Origin of the sequence: Chitinophaga sp., from assembly GCF_036569185.1 — a bacterium.
GTDB lineage: Bacteria > Bacteroidota > Bacteroidia > Chitinophagales > Chitinophagaceae > Chitinophaga.
This window is the reverse complement of sequence record NZ_DATCRD010000288.1, coordinates 46,213-65,933: the sequence shown is the minus strand read 5'-3', so window position 1 is coordinate 65,933 and position 19,721 is coordinate 46,213. Positions and strand designations below refer to the sequence as shown.

Here is a 19,721-nt window from a genome sequence, read left to right as displayed (position 1 = left end):
AACCAATATACCCAACCGGCATAAGTTCTATTATAACACAAGCTATGACGCTAACCGTTCATCCGGAAACCTGATCAGTGATTTTAATTTCACGGAAAGGAAGCTGACCAACAGGAATGGCCCTACTTGTGAGTATTTTATAAGATCCAGCTTCCCAACATCTACCCTCAATAACACAAGGGGAAGCAACGTTGGCTATTCTACTGTAACGGAAGTCTTCGGGGAGCCGCAGTCTGGAATGAAAGTATCTGAATTTTCTTATGATGCGACCAACATGCATCTCCCGGAATATCATGGTGGCATCACTATGAATTACTACAATATAGGGGCATCTGAAAAATACACTTCTGATATGGATTATTTGCGTGGTAGCCTTTTAAGAGAAATCAACTATGATTCTTCCGCCAGGAAAGTATCGCGCACTGATTACTATTATAATACCGGCAATCTTCAAAATGGCAATTATTTCGCTGCGAATATAATGTATGGTTACACTTTTCCTTATTGTAATTCGGTTTACTGCACCAGTTGTTGTAGTTCAGAGCCGCTTAACCAGGGCTACAGGCTCGTACCATCTAAAATCATCTGTCCATGGATTTATGAGGTTCAGCGCGTGGATTCCGTATTCGACTTGAACAATAACCGGAGTATCGTCAAAACAGTAAGTAGTTATTATGACAATGCCCAACATGGTCAGTTAAGCCGCCAAACTGAAGCAAATTCATTAAACCAGATACAAACTTCTTACTATAAGTATCCATTAGATTACACCATTACCGGAACACCGGCAACGCCAGAAGTTACCGGAATAAAGTATTTACAGAGTAATCATTATATCAGTAGCGTAATTGAAAAATATACCACACTGGGCTCTTCAACTGTAGCAGCATCCGTTACTACATATAAGCCGGACAAGCCGTTCCCGGACATCGCTTGGGGCTTTGATAGCCCAGACCCCGTTGCCAATTACACACCACTCACTGTAACCGCAGCTGCTGTGACAAAAGATAACCGCTACAAGCCATGGGTTACATTCAACAACTATGATAGCTATGGAAATATCCGGCAACAGGGCAAGGTAAATGACCTATCGGAAGTATACCTATGGGGTTACGATAACCAATATCCTGTGGCAAAAGTCGTTGGAAGTGATTATACTACAGTGGCTGCATTAGTGAATAATACTATTTTACAATCACCATCTACCGATCAGCAACTCCGGGATGAGCTTAACAAAATACGCACTGCTCTTCCAGGTGCCATAGTGAATACTTACACGTATACTCCACTTTTAGGGGTTACCTCTGAAACAGATGATCGCGGGTTGACTATCTATTATGAGTATGACATGTTGGGACGCCTGAAAGCAATTAAAGACCAGGATGGCAAAATTGTAAAGTTAATCCAGTATCAATATCGTGTTCCTATAACGCAATAATCTGATCTCAAAAAAACGAAATTATGTCAAAAGCAATATATATTATACTGTTATTATTATATTCTGGCGCTATTAATGCACAGACTCCTGTTGATATACCGAGAAGCGCAGCTACGCCTGTACCTGTACCAGCGAATTACAATAATGTACCTATCAATTATATAAGAACCTGGGAGCCTGGTATGCCGAGCGGGGATTCGGCTATTATAGCAGCTCCTGCCAGAACGGTAGTAGAAGTAAAGCAGACAACCCAATATTTTGATGGCCTTGGAAGACCTATTCAGGTTGTATCCAAAGGGGTTAGTCCTTTACAAAAAGATATGGTATTATCCACTATTTATGATCAATATGGAAGGGAACAATACAAGTATCTTCCCTTTATCTCGCAAAATGCTGCTGACGGAAAGTTTAAAATCGACCCATTTGCACAGCAGAAACTTTTTTACAGCAATACTTCGCTCATGCCTGGTACGGCTGGCGAAAGTGTATACTATGGTAAAACTGACTTTGAGGCGTCTCCCCTGAACAGACCATTAAAGTCGTATGCCCCGGGAAATAGCTGGGCCAAGAAAGATGCTACAACCGGTGAAAATGGCGGCAACCGTTTCATGCAAAACAGTTATGAAACCAACGGATCAACAGACTCCGTAAGAGTCTGGACACTGACAACTGGCAGTATCATTCCCACAAGCTCTTCGATATATGCTGCGGGTCAGCTCTATAAAAATTCTACAACCAATGAAATGGGCAACCAGATTATTGAATATAAGAATAAGGAGGGCCAAGTTGTATTAAAGAAGACACAGGCTCCTGTTGCCGGAACCGCCCACGTAGGGTGGCTTTGTACCTATTATGTGTATGACGACAAAGGTAATCTTCGTATGGCAATACCGCCCAAAGCAGTACAGGCAATTAGCGGAACCTGGATTATTTCAGCGGATGTAGCTAAAGAATTATGCTTTATGTACAGATATGATGGCCGTGGACGATTAATTGTTAAAAAAATCCCAGGCGCCGATTCTACCGAGATGATTTATGATGTACGTGATAGACTTGTATTCTCTCGGGATGGTAGAATGAAAGGTGCTTATTGGTTAGTTAATTACTACGACGCTTTAAATCGACCTATACAACTTCAACTATATACTGCTGCGACCGACCGAATTACGTTACAGAATTCCATGAATGCAATTATAAGCGGTAATCCAACTCCTAATTTACCTGCTACTGCGCTAACACCAGTGCTATATACTTACTATAATGATTATACATTTACCGGCAAACAAAACTATGCCACAGAAGATATTCTGAAACCACAGGCCGGTACGAATCCGTATTCCGAAGCCTTACCAACAACCCCCAGCAGTAAAACCAGGGGGCTTGTTACTGGAACCAGAACACGCATATTGGGAACTAACCAATGGTTAACCACCACGAACTATTACAATGATAAAGGCCGGATAATACAAACCTTATCAGACAATATTTCGGGGGGAGTGGATGTGATCAATAATCTATATGATTTTAACGGAAAGTTGCTAAGTACTTATCTTAAGCACAAAAACCCGCGCAGCACCACCATACCTCAGACTACTTTACTGACGATGATCAGTTATGATGCTTCCGGCAGGGTTACTTCAGTTAAAAAGCGTCTTAATGATGTGGTTGCAAATGAGAAAACAATTTCAGTGTCCACCTATAATGAAATGGGACAGCTGCTAACAAAGCGTCTTGGTGTTACCGCAACCGGGCAACTTGAAATGTTAAAATATGAATATAATATAAGAGGATGGCTCAAAGGAATTAATAAAGAATACGCCAATACTGATGGCAGTACCACCAATTGGTTTGGCCAGGATTTAATCTATGATTACGGATTCACACTCGGCACCCAGTTCAGTGGTGATATTGCAGGTGCACGTTGGAAAAGTAAATCCAATGGAATCGCAAGACTTTACAGCTTTGGCTATGATAAAATTTCCCGCCTGGCTTCGGCTAATTTCCTGGAAAGAAATGGTACAACCTGGGGGAAAACCAATATGGATTTCACGGTAAACAACTTAGCCTACGATGCTAACGGCAATATTCTTACCATGAACCAAATGGGTAAAAATGGCACTGCCGCCCCCTCGCTCATTGACCAGTTAACATACACTTATCGCAGTAACAGTAATAAACTGGCAAAGGTAGCTGATCCTATTAATACTTCCGCGGCTAAACTCGGTGACTTTAATAATGGCGTTAATACAGGTGATGATTACGACTACGACGCAAATGGAAATCTTATAAAGGATGAGAACAAAAAAATCACATTAATCCGGTATAATTTCCTTAACCTGCCTGATAGTATTGTCATAACAGGAAAAGGTAATATTGTGTACAGGTATGACGCCTCCGGTAATAAGGTAAAAAAGATTGTAACAGACGTTACAGGAGGTACGCCGAAAGTAACCACAACTGATTATATAGGGGGCTTTGTTTATAAGAATGATAGCCTGCAATATATCGGCCATGAAGAAGGACGCATCAGGGCCAGCTTTAAGACAGGCCAACCCGTGGCGTATAACTATGATTATTTTATAAAAGATCATTTAGGTAATACCAGGCTTGTTCTTACAGATCAGACTGATCTTAGCATGTATACGGCAACCATGGAAACCACCAGTGCCGCAACGGAATCAGCGCTATTTAGCAACATTGATAACACCCGTGCTCCCAAGCCAATAGGCTATCCTTCAGAGCAGGACACCGCTCAAAACCAGTCTGTTTCCAAATTGACGGCCCTGAATGAAGGAAAGAAAATTGGTCCATCCCTGGTTTTACGGGTTATGGCGGGAGATACCTTCCGGATTAAGACCAATGCTTTTTACAAATCCATTGCTCCTACAGAGAAAAAGGCAGATGTTCCCTTACCGGAAAACATGGTGGCCGACCTGGTGCAGGCATTTAGTGGATCTACGGAGTCCAATGGCACGCATGGGATATCAGCATCTGGTTCATCTATGCCGCTTAATAATGACTTTTATAATACCGATTATCAACGCCTGAAAGAGAAGGATTCAGATCCGGCTAAGATAGACCGGCCAAAGGCGTATTTAAATTTTGTTTTGTTTGATGATCAGTTTAAATTAGTGGATGAAAATAGTGGTGTAAGGCAGGTTAAAGCTGAACCTGATCAGCTGCAAGTATTGGGACAGGATGAAATGGTAGTTTCAAAATCTGGTTTCCTGTATGTATACACCAGTAATGAGAGCCCGCAGGATGTGTTCTTTGACGATGTAACTGTTGCACTGGCGTCTGGTCCGTTGTTGGAGGAGACACATTATTATCCATTTGGGTTGACTATGGCAGGGATTAGTTCGAATGCATTAAAAGGAACTAACTATCCGGAGAACCATTTGAAATATAATAGCAAAGAACTACAAAGTATGGAGTTCGGAGATGGCTTTGGATTAGATTGGTATGACTACGGAGCAAGGATGTACGATGCCCAGATTGGCAGATGGCATACGCTTGATGCAAAATCTGATTCAATGAGAAGATGGTCGCCTTATAATTATGGATTTGATAATCCAATGCGTTTTATTGAGCTTGAAGGAATGGCGCCTTCAGAATCCAATGATCCTCCTTGGTGGAAAAAATGGGCTGATTTTTTTGGCTTCGGATTTGGCCAGTCTCATAGTACAGAAGCACAAGCCGAATATGCAGATAGACGCGAAAGATTGAGTGTTGTTAGCCAAACCATGAAAGAAGGTTATGAGGACGTAAGCGAAGGAGCTAAATACCTACCTGGAGGAGGATTCTTAATAAATGCCTCTCAAGGGAAAGCTGGAATGGCTGCATTAAGTTTAGGAACAGAAATTTTAGGAGGTAAGGTAGCAAGTACATTGGGGAAGCTAGCTCAGGGAGCACTAAGAGGAATTGGAGGAGAACTTTTGGAAGGAATTTTGAAAAAGGTGTCGAACCAGATGAAAGCACTTGATGGTGAACATATCGGGGCTGCAATAGGAGATATTCAAGGTAATCCAATAGTAATAAATGGAAGGGTTTATGACCATCTTGATGAAGTGAGTAATGCATTGAGAGGTGTCGGAAATCAAATAGAAAAATTAAATAAAGCGATTGGCTCCGGGCAACTCTCTGATGATGTATTGAAAGCAGCTCAGGGATTGAGGTCACAATTGCAGAAAGAAAAAGATAGGATTAATAATTTACTTAATAAAGCTCGTGAAGAAATAGCAAATTAAATATATGAGTATAAAGCGTATAGAAGAAACAATTAAAGGTATTTATAACGATGATCTGAAATTGTATGATTATTTGTATGATCTGGCTTATAGCCACCTTGATGATTTTTCATATTTACCCATTTATGAAAAATTTCTAGAAGACAAAAGAGCCGATATTAAAAGTATTGCAATTAAGGCCATTCTCTTCATGCTGAAAAGTAAGGATGACAGATACAAGGAAACCGCAATTAAATATTTATCTGATGAACATGAAGATGAGGACCTGAGGATGACATGCGCGTCTTCTCTTGCTCAGGCTTATATTGGATCTAATGATGCAAGGCTTCTAAAGATATTCTATAATATTTCCTTTAATCCAGTTGAAAATGATTATCTCAAAGCAACTTGTTTTGATGCTATGATGGGTGTTATAGGCGTTACAAGCAAAGAGCTATTTGAAAGAAATCGAGGAGTCGTAGAAAAATTCTCTGAGATTAATACTCAACTATATAATCGCGAAATTGATAAAATTAGATTCTTAATTGGTATATAACAGTATCTATCTATAATAGATATAGTTGATAATTAAGGGAAAATTTCTTATTCCCCAAACAATCAAGTTGCGCTTCTTAGAGTCAAAATTTTCGCAATACCTAAGGGGAGCTAATTTAAAAAAAAAAAAAACTTCCTAATAATTGGGTTAAATGCTAGGAGATACGGTTGCCAATGAATGGAATATTTGAGTAAAATAGTTAGCTAAAAATACAGATTAATGAAAGGAATAGCCACCGCAACTGGTGGCTATTCCTCTTTGTAAAGTAACTAATTACGCAGTTTAACTGATCAAAATTTCCCAAAAGTATGACTCTTATTGTTGCTCGTCAAGATGGACAAAATATTGCTATAGTTAGTGATACAAAGTTGACATATCCAGATCATGAAATCAAACAACGAAAAACTGACCCTAGTGAAGGAGTCATAAAGACTGTGATTATCGGTAAAAATCAATGTATTGCTTTTGCGGGTGAAATTGATTTTGCGGAATCGGCACTCAAAAGCATAGGGAGTATGGCAACAGACGAGCAAATAATTGATGTTCTCAAATATTATCATATCTTATCTGAAAATAGGACGGAATTTCTCTATTGCACAGGTAATCCTGTTTTAATTTATGAATTTAAGAATAATAAGTTTGGGCTAGTTCCTAATTGCTACCTGGGAGATAAAAATGCATTTGAGATTTTTCAGGCATATATGATGGACAAGTTACCTTCAAAAAATCAACAAGAAGACTATGGCAAAAGACAAGTTGACGATCGTGAAAATACCTCCAGTCCCGTTTTGGAAATCAAAGATTTTTATCTTTCAATTGTTCCTTCGATACCAAGCTCAATATTGTCCAAAATGATGGATCTATGGATTATGTAATTGAAATGGGAAATGTCCAATCTGTCGGTGGATTCAAAGTGTCTGTAGGATTTAATAATGGTGCTTTTAATTTTGTTAGGTATAATAGGATATACCGTGGCAATATTAGTTTATTGGGAGATGGTGAACATACTATTGGACATGGAGATGCTTCTGAGGGTGCATATTCTGTGCATTTTTTTGAAGGGGCAAGTAACTATAAAAGCGTAGCACTACATATTAGACAAGCGCAGTTGGGTATTTTATATCATCGTAATGATAATGGGTTACTAAAATCGAACCTTTCCAAATATGATGAGATTGATTTTATTGATAATGTATTAAGTAAATACCAAATCCCGGTTCAGGTTTTAACCCAAGATAGAGTACGTAAGTACCTTTCAGAAGGTAAAAAATACTTTGATGCAAAAAAAAATCGTAAATCGTCAGAACTATTTGGGCAGTCACTAATACATGCAACAGGAAAAGAAAAAGCAGTGTCATTATTTTATCTTGGGTTAGCTCAACTTAATATGAATAATCGCAATATGACCATGTTTTGTTTTAATGAAGCCGTAAAGATTGACCCAGCGATAAAAACTAGCATTACAATTGCCTTTCAAAATAAGACCCATAAATAACTGTGAATTCTATGTAATGATTTGATTAACAGATAATTACGTCTTATTTATGTGAAAATATCACTTCTTTCAATTACATTTATTTTCATTTATTTGCCTAATGAAATGCTGAACTACACCACATTTAAGGAAAATCAGCTTGTTTAATTTTAACTTCTTACCCCCACCTAATATGATGATGACTATCAAAGAGATCGATGAAAAGATCACTCATTACCAAAGCGAAATCGCCATGTGTGCCGATGATCTTAAAGTTTACAACGCTCTACTCGGTAAGAAAATCAGCTCTAAGAAAAAACACGAGGTTGAACAAAGAAAAATGACTACCGAGTTTTTTAGTTTTGTTACAACTTCCTATATTGACTTACTCAGTAGTTATAAGAATTTCAAAAGATCGAAACTGGACTGGGAAAAATTCTTCAACCTTAAAATCTCCTACCTGATTATTTACGAAACCATCAATACCTACCACCAATTTAAAAAGGAGCTTTTTTTCTCAGTCAACCAAGAAAAGAAAGAAGAATTTCAGAATTTTTTCCGAATGCTCAATGATGAACTTACCGAATTTAAAGAGAAGTACGATTACGACCGAATCATGCCAAAAATCAGGAACAAGTCCACTGCACATTACGACAAGAATTTCCTCGTTTATTACAACAGTTATGAGCTTCTTGAACCCGTCAATGGAAAAGAAATTATTCGTGACTTTTTATACTTTATCAACCCACTTCATTATTTTATTTATGCTATGATTGAGGGTGAGGTGGATATGATCCTATTTGTCAATAGCTGGTTTTCTTAAACCGTGTGTCATTTCATTATCTGACTTTTTAGGCTGATAAAGTAGAATAGATATAAATTAAATTGAAACGGTTTTGTATCTAAAATGTACCTTCGCTTATACAGGTATTAAAGATTAACTCTTCCGTGACTGAAGTGGCTATGTTTACGGATGGATTGCAAACGGTCGCCCTGAATAATGCAGAAATGAATGTACACCAACCATTTTTTATAGACATGTTTAAATCCGTACGTATGGCCGCTCAGGAAGAGCATATCACGATACTCCATCACAAGTTGGAAACCTATTTGGGGAGTCAGATAATCAATAACAGAACAGATGATGACAAAACCCTTTTTCTTGCTTCAAGATTAAACAATGATAACCACTTATAAAGGAGCAGATGGTGTTCGCCTTTATACTATCGGCAATGAAATAGGAAAAGGTGGTGAAGGACATGTATTTGAGGTACGCGAATCGCCTGCTATATTATTGAAAATTTATACGGAGGAACTGGCAAGCGATAAAATGGATAAGCTCCGTTACATGACCACGATGCGGCGGCCTGCTATATACCGGTTTGCCGCATGGCCACTGGACCTGGCCATTCATAACGGAAGAGTAGAGGGATTTGTGATGAACAAACTAACGGGTTATGTGCCGCTGCATATGTTGTTTAATCCCATGGACCGTAAGAAATTATTCCCTGACAAAGGATATAATTTCTTGGTACATGTAGCCCGGAATCTTGCTACTGCTTTTCATTCTCTGCATGTGGAAGGATTGATCATCGGAGATGTAAATGAAGGGAATATCCTGGTAAACCCGCAAGGGATGGTTGCGTTTATTGATTGTGACTCTTTTCAGATAAAAAACAAAGACCATTATTATTTCTGTGAGGTGGGTGTACCCCGTTATACACCGCCGGAACTGCTATCCGCAAAAAGTTTTAGTCAGGTAGTGAGAACTGTTAATACGGACGCCTTTTCACTGGCGATCTTACTTTTTCAAATCCTCTTTTTAGGTAGACATCCCTTCGCTGGTCGTAATAATTCGGCTGAGGATTTTGATGAAGAGCGCGCCATCCGTGAGCAGGAATTTGCATATTCCCTAAAAAAGCAATATAAACGGTTATTACCACCATTGAATAGTTTTGATATCGCTGATCTCAGTGACGGACTGATCACACTATTCCATCGTGCTTTTGAAAACCAGGACCAACGGCCTTCGTCGAAAGAGTGGATGGTTGCCTTGGATATATTCAGTAAAGATATTATTACCTGTGGGAAAACTAAAATACATACCTACCCAAAAACGATGGAGAATTGTCCATGGTGTGATTTTCAAGCGAAGAAAGGAATTGTTTATTTTCTGGACGACAGTGAGCGAAATATCCTTGCCGATAATCAGGAATTTGCGATGTTCCTCAACGACATCAATACAGAAAAATTATCACTAGAAAAATTTAAGGTAAGGTATTTACATACACCGTTGACTCAGGGGAAAATTGATCCGCGTTGGTATCGGTATCGTTGGTTGCATCTGTTAACGGCTTTTGTCGGTGGGGCTATCATTGCTGCTTTTGCAGTAATACATTCGGCTTTCGTATTGCTTGCGATTATTTTCCTGGCGATGTATCATGTTAAGTCTCCCTTTCGCCGTAAAATAGAGCGGGAACTAGAGAGAGGAATCGGGTTGATCCAGGATATGAAAAAGCAGCAGTTGACCATTGTAATGGAGTATGATCATCCCAAAGAGCTCAAACATTACCGCGATGTACAGGATGCCATTAATGCATCTATCAAAGAATACAAAAAGTTGCCGGACCCCTACCTGAAAGAACGGCGGTTGGTTGAAGAAAAGTGGTATCATAAACAGCTGTCCCTTTATTTAGCTGGATTTTTAATTGTTGATTTCGAGATACCTTCTTTGTGGGCGGCCAAAAAACAACTCTTGTATGATAATGGGATCCTTACTGCTGCAGATATCAGCAGGTTGAATAAGATAAAAATAGCAGGAATCGGCCCCAAAAACATGCAAATCCTAATTTCCTGGCAACAACAGATGGCGAATGGATTTGAATATAAACCAGACTATGAACAAATCAATAAAGAGCTGGCTAAGCTATCACGGGAACTAGCCATACAGAAAGCCAGTATGGAAAACAGTATCCGACAGTTGTATGTCGGTCTGAAAGTACATAAAAACAGTATCTTAAACCGGCAGACCTTCCTAGCGCAGAAATATAATGAGATAGATACTGCCATCTCAAGAAATACTTTTTTTGCAGATGAATTAAAGCAACTACTCAGATATTACTGATATATGGTAACGAGCATCTCTGAAAATAAGCCAGGATGAGGCGGCTCTTTTCCCTTTCTCACCAACCAGGGTTCTGAATTATTTTTTTATCCCTGTCCAGCTCATATTGACTAATAGGCCACCAGTAATAAGACGGCATAAACAGGTGCGGTGTCATGGTTGCTACCCTGTTGTAAAAAGCATCTCCATCCTTGCTGATATCCATGCCATGCATAGTACCCATTACCTGTGGTGCAATTTTCCATCTGCGAATATCAAAAAAGCGGTGCCCTTCATAAGCCAGTTCTACTTTTCTTTCCGCCCGGATCTTTTGACGCATTTCATCCTGCCCGCCCGGTAATGGAAGACCAGCGCCATATTGCGGAATACCTGCCCGCTCGCGGATCATGTTGAGATACCTGACAATATCAGGATTCCCCGGGGTATACTCATTGAGCGCCTCCGCATAGTTCAGGTAGATCTCCGCCAGCCGGAATAAAGGAGCGGGCCTGTCCTGCCGCTGTCCATTACCTCCCGAACCTATATTAGTGGTGGGGCCTACATTTTTCCGGACCAGGTAACCGGTTTTCGAAAAATCCGTTGGATGCCCGTTTCGCCCGTTAGGCCCTGAAACGAAGAAGCTGACAGGCGCGGGCGATTGCATTGTACCGCCCTGCCATACACTATTGTTATAAGTAACATCCCTGTAAAACCTCGGCTCCCTGTTTATGTACATATTGAAAATCTTCTCTCCGTTTACGGTGGTAAAACCAGTTTGGGAATATAAGGGCGATTCCGAAGGCAGCTTACCATCTGACATAAAATAAGTGTCTATCATTTCCTGTGTTGGCCCGATGCCGCACCATCCGCCAGCCTGCCTGGGCATGCAATGTACATCCCATTGGCTTAATCCATTCCCTTTACGGACGAATATCTGTTCATTGTTCCATCCCTGGAAAAAAATTCCCTCCAATGTTTTTATTACATCGCCCGACGGGTCTTTATACAAACCGTAAATGTTCAGATCAATGACCGCCTTTGCAGCATCTGCAGCCTTTTTCCATTTTTCAGCATCCTTCACCGGCGAGATCAGCGGGGCGCCTTCAGCACTCTTGAAGGAAGACAACAGCGCGTCTGTATTCCCATTGTACAAAGGACTTGCAGCGTATAACAGCAACCGGGCTTTGACAGCTAATGCCATCCCCTTCGTAGCCCTGCCATATTCGGCATCGTTTGGCTGTCCGTTTCTCTGCGGAACCAGCGGCAGCACCCCGGCGGCTTTATCCAGTTCGCTTACTACGTAATTAACGCAGTCGTCATACGTACTTCGCGGAAGCTGCATATTGCCGGCCGGAGCATCCGGAGCAATAACATCTTCTCCCAATAAAATCACAGGGCCATACTGGCGCATGAGGCAGAAATAATAATAGGCCCTGAGGAATCTTGCTTCTGCCTTGTACTGGTCTATAAGCTGCTGACCACTTAGGTTGCGTATTTCGTTGTTTTCGTCTATATGATTGATGAAGTAAGTGGCTGAACGGATAGCCTGGTAATAAGAGCCCCAGTATTCAAAGGAGTTGTTGGCAGGACTAAGGTTACCAATGTTGATCTGGTAATTGGAAGAGCCAGACCAGGTAAGATCCGCTTCATCGCTCGTTCCTACCCAGGGGAAATTATGGATAGCTTCCCATTCATCCGGCACATAACTGTATACACTGGCAAGAAATTGTTCTGAGGTGGCTTTCTTTTTAAATACTTCTTCCATAGTGATCCTGTCATCAGGCACCTGGTTAAGGAATTTCTTGCAGGAGGTGAAGCTTAGTATGCCGGCAGCTAAAAGTAATATATTGATCCTGGTATATCGAAGCATAGTCATTGTTTTTCTGTTTGCAGAGAATAAGTTGTCAGAAGTTACATCTCAGGCCGAGGTTATAAGTCTTCAGCAGCGGGTATTGCGACCCCCTTCCATCGCCCAGTTCCACATCCCACAGCTTAAAACCACTGAATGTAGCCAGGTTATACCCGATGAAGTAAACATCCAGTGTTGAAATGCCCAGGCGGGATAACCATTTGTTTTTACTTAATTCATAATTCAGCTGAAGGGTCTGCAACCTCAGGAAAGCCCCGTTCTTCATCCACCAGGTACTTCCTTCATAGTTCATATTATCAGCTCCATAAGTGATCCTTGGATAGAAGGGATGGGGATTCGGATTGTCGGGCGTCCACCTGTCTGTTATCTGCGCCAGCAGGTTACCACGTTCACCGCCATATGTAAATGGCCGGAAGCCGTCGCCATACAGCGTTATATCCACATTCCCGATCCCTTTGAACCATGCCGCCAATGACCAGTTTTTCCACCCGATAGTTGGTCCGAAACCATATACGATTTCCGGCATGCTTCCATTACCAATAGGAGCCTGGTCATAAGAGTCGATCTTACCATCTTCATTCATATCTTTATACTTAATATCCCCCGGTTTGTTGGTGCCAGGCTGGAAGGGGCTATGGGAAATTTCATCTTCCGATTGGAATAGTCCCAGAGCAATATAACCGAACCGCTGCCCCAGCTTTCGCCCTATACGCTGTTGCCAGGGATAAGGCCAGGGAGCATTGGCATCATCTATCACCGTAGCCCGGTTCCAGGTTATATTTCCGCGGAATCCCAGCCTGAAGTTACCTACCTGTTTATTTATCTCCAGTGTGGCGTCTATTCCTTTGTTATTTACTGCGCCCAGGTTGGCGTAGGGCAGATTGGTGATCCCTGCAAATTGGGGGATGTCGCCACGCTGACGGAATATACCACGTCTTTTTTCCTTGAAAAGATCTGCCGTAAATGAGATCGCATCATTCCAGGTCCTGAGCTCGATGCCCAGGTTGTATTTTTTTGCTCTTTCCCAGGTAACATCTACCGCGTAATCACCGAAATTCAGTCCGCCTATTGAATTGTTGATATTGTTCTGTCCATAGTCATAACCGCCGGCGCCCGCAACAGTGGCGATATAGGCAAATCTTCTTCCACCAATATTACTGTTTCCCACTTCACCATAAGAGAACCTTAGTTTCAGGAATGACACAGCATCTTTAATTCCTTCAAGGAATTTTTCCTGGGAAACCACCCATCCCAAACCGAAAGAGGGGAAAAAGCCAAACCGGCGATCTGGTGCAAAAGTTTCCGATCCATTGTAACCGAAGTTCATTTCTGCAAGATACCGGGTATCATAAGCATAGGTAGCCCTTCCTGCAAGGCCAACATACCGGTATGGAATAGAGCTGATGAAATCTCCCGCAAAAGCATCTATCCTGTCTGATTGATTATATAGCAGCATTCCGGTAACCAGGTGCTTGCCGAATGAACGGTTATAATTGATAGCAGATTCGAGATAGAATTGCCGTGACCCGCCGTTTTCACGGTTATAACCCAGGTAATTTGTACCTATCTGTGTTTGTATGAATTGCAGGTTCCCCTGCCCATCTCTCCCGGTTGCGAGATAACCATCTACTGATTTACTCCTTGAAATATTATGTCCGTTGTTATTATCGAACGAGAACATACCGGTAATTGAAAGGCCGTTGGTTATAAAGTCGAGGTTTTGCGTAACACGGATGTTACTCCACAACTGGCTGTTGAACCTGGTGGAATACCCCGACTGTGTTAGCATAGTGTAAGGATTGGCCATATCGCCTGTTCGTACCTGCGAAAAATAGCCATTCGAATATTTGACAGGAATTGAGACAGGAGGCATTACATAAGCTGCGTTGAACACAGAGCCGGTAGCGCTACCGGGGTAATTACCATTGCTGATCCATCCGGATGCCCCAAAATCCACTTTGGTAGTTTTAGTAACGTTTAATGTAAGGTTGGAGGTAAAGTTATACCTGTTAAATTTTATGGACGAATTATACCTGGCTAATTCGTCCGTTTTAAACATACCTGTTTCATCGTAATAACCAATGGACAAGTAATATTGAGCTTTATCAGATCCTCCGTTAGCATTGACCCTTACCCTTCGGTTACTGCCATATTTATTAAAGATGGCGCTGAACCAATCTACATCCGGCGACAGGTCCGGATCAGATTTGTCGGCGGTTTTTTGGATCCTTTCCTGTGAATACCTCGGCAACGGATCGTTAGGATTACTGTTTTTATATGCTTCATTCGAGATTTCCAGGTAGGTAACCCCATCTGCAAATTTCGGCAGCCTGGTAAATTCTGTTCGTCCATAATCTATTTGTGCATTGATGGTTGTTTTTCCCAGCTTTCCTTTTTTTGTTTCGATGAGAATAACGCCGTTAGCCCCCCTAACACCATAAACAGCAGTGGCTGATGCATCTTTAAGAATAGTAAAGCTGGCGATGTCTTCAGGATCTATATTGTTAAATGATCTTTCTACCCCATCTACCAGTATCAGCGGCGAGCTGCTGGTAAACGTAGAGATACCCCTGATATAAATTTCAGAATTATCAAAACCTGGCTCTCCGCTCCGTTGCACGCCGATAATACCGGCTACGCGACCGGCAACCAGGTTGCTGAGATTAGCGACCGGCTGTTTTAATTCTTCAGCGGTAATAGTGCTTTGCGCCCCGATGGTCGTTATTTTCTTTTGCTTGCCATAACCAACAACAATCACTTCATTCATTTCGGAATGATGCAGGTTTAAAACTATATTGACTATTTTCTGATTTTTGATAGCTGCTTCCTGGGTATCATAACCTATATAACTGAATACAAGTGTTTTACTGTTTTCGGGTACAGACAACTGGTATTCGCCAAGCGAATCCGTAGTAGCGCCCATTGTTGTGCCTTTCACGACTACTGTGACCCCGATCAGGGCTGTTCCCTGGTCGTTTGTAACCTTCCCTGTTATTATCTGGTTAATCCTGGAACCGGGATCGGCAGTGGAACCGGTATTCTTACCGGCTGGTTTGATCAGCAGGCTGCTGTTATTGTATTCATAGATAAACGATTTCTCCCTGCGTAATTGCTCTAACGCGGCATCCAGCGGCGTATTTACAAAGTTTACGGAGATCTTATCCTGCACGTTGATGCTTTCGTCAGAATAGTATACCGTCAGATTGGTTTGTTTTTGAACGGCTTTAAAGAAATCTTTCAGTGTTATGCTTTTGCTTATCACATTCACCCGGAACCGGTCGGGGATTTTGTTTTGGGCTTGCGCCAGACCGGACAGCATCATCATAACCAGGGTTAATCTTAATATGCCCTTCATGTGGAATTGGATCATTGGCAGTTGATTTTTACTGACTAACTATTATAAAGTTCAACAGGAAATACTTTTGGGTGACCTCGTCATCAACTTTTTTATTTTTACCCGGAATGTGGAACTAAATCGTTTTAACTATTATCTTTGATTGTCACCCAGCGGAATAAATCAGGACATCATGTTTTTCAGAAATAATATTCCTGGTGGCTCCACGTATAGAACAACCAAAAATCTTTCAGGTATAAACGTCAACTGTTACTGATCTATGCAGGACGATCAAATGCTAATACAAGAACTGAAAAATGGTCAGGCAAGTGCTTTGCGGTTACTTCATGACCGATATGCACGTTTTTTATTTTTCACTGCCTTCCAGATACTGGGATCGGAAGATGAGGCGAAAGATGTGGTGCAGGATTTCTTTACAGACTTCTGGCAGAAGGAACGGTATTTTGATGTACGGGGAAACGTTAAAAGTTACTTTTTCCAGTCGGTCCGCCTGTTGTCGATCCGGGTACTGGACACCAAAAAGAACAGGGCAACCATAGTTCGTAACATTATCGATACCAATACACCTTTGTACCAGGTTGATCCTGCGGAAAACAGCCAGATCAGGATGGAGTTTACAAAGGCGGTAAGAGGGCTCCCCCCGCAACAGGCGAGGGTATTTGATATGGCGTTCATGGCTGGTAAGAAAAGAAAAGAGATCTCTGCCGAACTGGGTATCAACTCTAATACTGTCAAAACCCATCTTGCCGATGCGCTCAAAACCCTGAGAAAAAAACTGATTCATTTGCGATAGCAAGTCACCCATTTTCCCACCTCAATGAACTTAATATAGTGGAAACCGATAATTCAGATGACATGGATCTACATCAGCTCATGATAGAAAAGCTTTCAGGAATTATCAGCCCGGAAGATGAACGCCTGCTTACACAGAAGATGTTGGAAGATAAGGAGCTAAGAAGGCAATGGGAGGAGCTGCAGCGGACTATTCCAATCTCCGGGACATTGCAGTACAACCTGGATGAGTCCTGGGAGGAAATTTCCGGCAGGGTGCAACGGTCAAAGAAGCAACGCAGCAAACGGTTGATGTTTGCCGCCGCCCTGCTGGCTGGTATATTGATAGGTGGCTTTGTTCTCATAAAACCAGCGCACAGGCAGCTTGTGGCCAGTAAAACAGCGGATGCGCCATTGTCGGGCGGTTTGCATTTACAATTAGCCGGCGGAAAGGTCATTGATCTTTCACAGGCCGGCGCCACCAATGCCGGTGACGCTCAGCTGGCGAATGATACAACCACCAAAACCCTTAGCTATACTGATAAAGGCGCTGATGTAAGTATGAACAAACTATGGGTGCCCCCGGGGTTGGACTATACGTTAAAACTTTCTGACGGCTCGGAGATCGTTATAAATTCTGCAACGGAAATATGGTTTCCATTCAGGTTCGCGGACGCTGCCCGTACCATCAGGATCAGCGGGGAGGCCTATTGCAAAATTGCCAGGGATGATGCAAGGCCGTTTATTGTAGAATTACCGGATGGAGCGCGGGTAGAAGTATTGGGAACCACCTTTAACGTTAACACCTACGAACCAGGCAGGCAGAAAGTATCGCTTGTTAATGGTGCTGTAGCGCTTAAGAGCGTATCAAAAAAAGTGGTGCTGCAACCGGGACAGCAGGGTAGTTATGTTGCAGGACAGGATGAAATGACCGTTCATTCTTTTAATCCTGATGAACTGGCATGGATAAACGGTCAATATGTGTTAGATAATGCGCCGATCAGTGAACTGGCAGCCCTGCTAACACGCTGGTTCAATACGCCTGTACAGCTGGATAACGCCGATCTTGCCGCCAGCAGGCATTTTACAGGCATTGTCTTTAAAAACAGGCCCATTGGCGAATTCCTGGATATCCTGTGCGCTACTGCCAACTGTACGTATTACTATAAAGAAAGAGTATTGCATATCAGGTTGAATACGAAATAAAAAAGCGCGGGTTCCGGTTAATAATAAATAATAATTTCATCAATACAAGAGCGTAAAAAATGGATCAGATCAGGAAAAGTTGTATGGCAGCGATGATAGGCGTATCACTACTGCTTTCATTATCTTCTTCAGCCTACGAACGTAGTCCAAAGATTGTTAACATCGTGAACTTTATCCGTTTACTGGAACCACGGGATGCCAATATCACAGAGGATGTATTGTTCCAGACAGTTGTAAAACAAGTTGGGATAATGCGGCAATTTAAGCTGCCAGGCACCTTTTTGCTGCAATATGATGCATTAATGGATCCACGGTATCAAAAGCTGTTGGCAAGCCTGCCAAAAGACTCTTTTGAAATTGGCGGATGGTGGGAGATACCACAGCCACTGGTCGAAAAGGCCGGCTTAAAATGGAGAGGGCGTTATCCCTGGGACTGGAGGGCCAATATCGGTTTCTCTACCGGTTATACGCCGGAGGAACGCGAGAAACTGATTGATGTTTATATGGCGGATTTCAAAAAGATCTTTGGCCGTTACCCCGCAACGGTGGCATCCTGGTTTATTGATGCCCACAGCCTGAATTATATGTATGAGAAATATCACATAGTTGCTTCAGCCAACTGCAAAGACCAGTATGGAACCGATGGTTACACTTTATGGGGCGGTTATTGGAACCAGGCATATTATCCAAGTAAAATTAATTCCTATATGCCTGCGCAGCATGCTGAGCACCAGATCCCTGTTCCGGTTTTCAGGATGCTGGGAAGCGATCCTGTGAGGCAGTATGACAACGGTGTGGGTACGCAACGGCAGGGCGTTGTAACACTGGAGCCTGTTTACCGGTTCGGAGGAGGCGATGCTGCCTGGGTTAACTGGTTCTTTAAAACATTCACTGAAGATGAGGCATTAGGATTTAACTATACACAGGCTGGGCAGGAAAATTCTTTTACCTGGGATGCCATGGCCAAAGGCTTCGAAATCCAGCTGCCTTTGATAGCGCAGCTACGGGCAGCCGGGAAGCTCAGGGTGGAAACACTGGAGCAATCAGGCGTATGGTTCAAAAAAAACTATAAAGTAACACCGTCCACTTCGTTTGCTGTCACTAAAGACATTGAAGGCAGTGACCTGAAGACGCTCTGGTTCAACAGCCGTTTTTACAGGATCAATATATTGTGGGAACATGGCAACCTTCGTATCCGTGATATTCATTTATTTAATGAAGCCTTCCCCGATGTTTATACTACACAGGTCGCAACATCCAATGAATGCAGCTTCTTTACATTACCCTTCGTTGATAGCTATTTATGGAGCAGCGGCAGCCAGGTTGCCGGGTTGCGGCTGAAAGCACTTGTAAACGGGAAAGAAGTTTTATTAAAAGGTGGTAACCCGACATTTACCCAGAGCGGCGGTAGCAAGGTGCATATTTCCTGGCCATTAACCACTGTAAACGGATCGCTGGAAATGGAGTTGAATGAGAAAAACATTACCCTCAGGCTGCTTGGCAATAAAACCCTGGATTGGTACCTGGATTTGAACACTGCTTCTGCGGTTAAATTACCATTTAATAAGATCGATCCACAACAGGTTAATTGCAGCTTCGAAGGAATGAATTACAGGATTAAGGCAAAGAAAGGAACTTTTTCAAAGCAGGGTAGTGAAGCCTCACTGCGGGTTAAGCCGCAAATGAATGTTATGATGCTGGATCTATAAACAGGACAGCCTT

General features: G+C 42.1%; 12 protein-coding genes. 10 read left to right on the top strand and 2 right to left on the bottom strand.

Features of this window, described 5'->3' with window-relative positions; translation table 11 throughout:
* The 7 genes from VIM72_RS22595 to VIM72_RS22565 all read left to right on the top strand — a co-directional run.
* Window positions 1–1,438 (top strand): hypothetical protein (locus VIM72_RS22595; RefSeq protein ID WP_332005088.1); only part of this gene is annotated, 1,438 nt, incomplete at its 5' end.
* Between the two features lie 23 nt (window positions 1,439–1,461).
* On the top strand, window positions 1,462–5,685 hold the full coding sequence (locus VIM72_RS22590) for a DUF6443 domain-containing protein (protein ID WP_332005087.1): 4,224 nt from the start codon (window positions 1,462–1,464) through the stop codon (window positions 5,683–5,685).
* A gap of 4 nt (window positions 5,686–5,689) precedes the next feature.
* Complete coding sequence (locus VIM72_RS22585; RefSeq protein WP_332005086.1) at window positions 5,690–6,220, top strand: hypothetical protein; 531 nt, start codon at window positions 5,690–5,692, stop codon at window positions 6,218–6,220.
* Between the two features lie 308 nt (window positions 6,221–6,528).
* Window positions 6,529–7,095 carry a hypothetical protein gene (locus tag VIM72_RS22580; protein ID WP_332005085.1) on the top strand — a complete coding sequence of 189 codons (567 nt, stop codon included), beginning with the start codon at window positions 6,529–6,531 and terminating at the stop codon, window positions 7,093–7,095.
* On the top strand, window positions 7,083–7,715 hold the full coding sequence (locus VIM72_RS22575) for a hypothetical protein (RefSeq protein ID WP_332005084.1): 633 nt from the start codon (window positions 7,083–7,085) through the stop codon (window positions 7,713–7,715). The genes VIM72_RS22580 and VIM72_RS22575 overlap by 13 nt, the downstream gene beginning before the upstream one ends.
* A 172-nt stretch (window positions 7,716–7,887) precedes the next feature.
* Window positions 7,888–8,517: a hypothetical protein gene (locus VIM72_RS22570; protein ID WP_332005083.1), complete on the top strand. Its 630-nt coding sequence runs from the start codon at window positions 7,888–7,890 to the stop codon at window positions 8,515–8,517.
* Window positions 8,518–8,874: 357 nt separating this feature from the next.
* A complete protein-coding gene (locus VIM72_RS22565) occupies window positions 8,875–10,818 on the top strand; it encodes a protein kinase domain-containing protein (RefSeq protein WP_332005082.1) in 1,944 nt (647 codons plus the stop codon).
* Between the two features lie 58 nt (window positions 10,819–10,876).
* On the opposite strand, the gene VIM72_RS22560 is transcribed toward VIM72_RS22565, so the two are convergent.
* Entirely contained in the window at window positions 10,877–12,667 is a 1,791-nt protein-coding gene (locus VIM72_RS22560) for a RagB/SusD family nutrient uptake outer membrane protein (protein ID WP_332005081.1), read from the bottom strand.
* Window positions 12,668–12,701: 34 nt separating this feature from the next.
* Window positions 12,702–16,037 (bottom strand): TonB-dependent receptor, encoded by a 3,336-nt coding sequence (locus tag VIM72_RS22555; RefSeq protein ID WP_332005080.1) that lies wholly within the window; start codon window positions 16,035–16,037, stop codon window positions 12,702–12,704.
* 259 nt (window positions 16,038–16,296) lie between these two features.
* Here VIM72_RS22555 and VIM72_RS22550 point away from each other — a divergent pair, with 259 nt between their 5' ends.
* The 3 genes from VIM72_RS22550 (at window position 16,297) to VIM72_RS22540 (ending at window position 19,708) form a co-directional block, all read left to right on the top strand.
* Window positions 16,297–16,815: an RNA polymerase sigma factor gene (locus VIM72_RS22550; protein WP_332005079.1), complete on the top strand. Its 519-nt coding sequence runs from the start codon at window positions 16,297–16,299 to the stop codon at window positions 16,813–16,815.
* Window positions 16,816–16,877: 62 nt separating this feature from the next.
* The gene (locus VIM72_RS22545) at window positions 16,878–17,999 is read left to right on the top strand and encodes a FecR family protein (RefSeq protein ID WP_332005078.1); all 1,122 of its coding nucleotides are present in this window, start codon (window positions 16,878–16,880) and stop codon (window positions 17,997–17,999) included.
* Between the two features lie 59 nt (window positions 18,000–18,058).
* A complete protein-coding gene (locus VIM72_RS22540; protein ID WP_332005077.1) occupies window positions 18,059–19,708 on the top strand; it encodes a hypothetical protein in 1,650 nt (549 codons plus the stop codon).
* Window positions 19,709–19,721: the final 13 nt, after the last annotated feature.

Excerpts from the sequence above, each read along its gene's own strand:
- VIM72_RS22585 (WP_332005086.1), top strand. The coding sequence starts at position 5,690 with ATGAGTATAAAGCGTATAGAAGAAACAATTAAAGGTATTTATAACGAT.
- VIM72_RS22580 (WP_332005085.1), top strand. The coding sequence starts at position 6,529 with ATGACTCTTATTGTTGCTCGTCAAGATGGACAAAATATTGCTATAGTT.
- VIM72_RS22540 (WP_332005077.1), top strand. The coding sequence starts at position 18,059 with ATGGATCAGATCAGGAAAAGTTGTATGGCAGCGATGATAGGCGTATCA.
- VIM72_RS22555 (WP_332005080.1), bottom strand. The coding sequence starts at position 16,037 with ATGATCCAATTCCACATGAAGGGCATATTAAGATTAACCCTGGTTATG.
- VIM72_RS22545 (WP_332005078.1), top strand. The coding sequence starts at position 16,878 with ATGGATCTACATCAGCTCATGATAGAAAAGCTTTCAGGAATTATCAGC.
- VIM72_RS22575 (WP_332005084.1), top strand. The coding sequence starts at position 7,083 with ATGGATTATGTAATTGAAATGGGAAATGTCCAATCTGTCGGTGGATTC.
- VIM72_RS22590 (WP_332005087.1), top strand. The coding sequence starts at position 1,462 with ATGTCAAAAGCAATATATATTATACTGTTATTATTATATTCTGGCGCT.
- VIM72_RS22565 (WP_332005082.1), top strand. The coding sequence starts at position 8,875 with ATGATAACCACTTATAAAGGAGCAGATGGTGTTCGCCTTTATACTATC.
- VIM72_RS22550 (WP_332005079.1), top strand. The coding sequence starts at position 16,297 with ATGCTAATACAAGAACTGAAAAATGGTCAGGCAAGTGCTTTGCGGTTA.
- VIM72_RS22560 (WP_332005081.1), bottom strand. The coding sequence starts at position 12,667 with ATGCTTCGATATACCAGGATCAATATATTACTTTTAGCTGCCGGCATA.
- VIM72_RS22570 (WP_332005083.1), top strand. The coding sequence starts at position 7,888 with ATGATGATGACTATCAAAGAGATCGATGAAAAGATCACTCATTACCAA.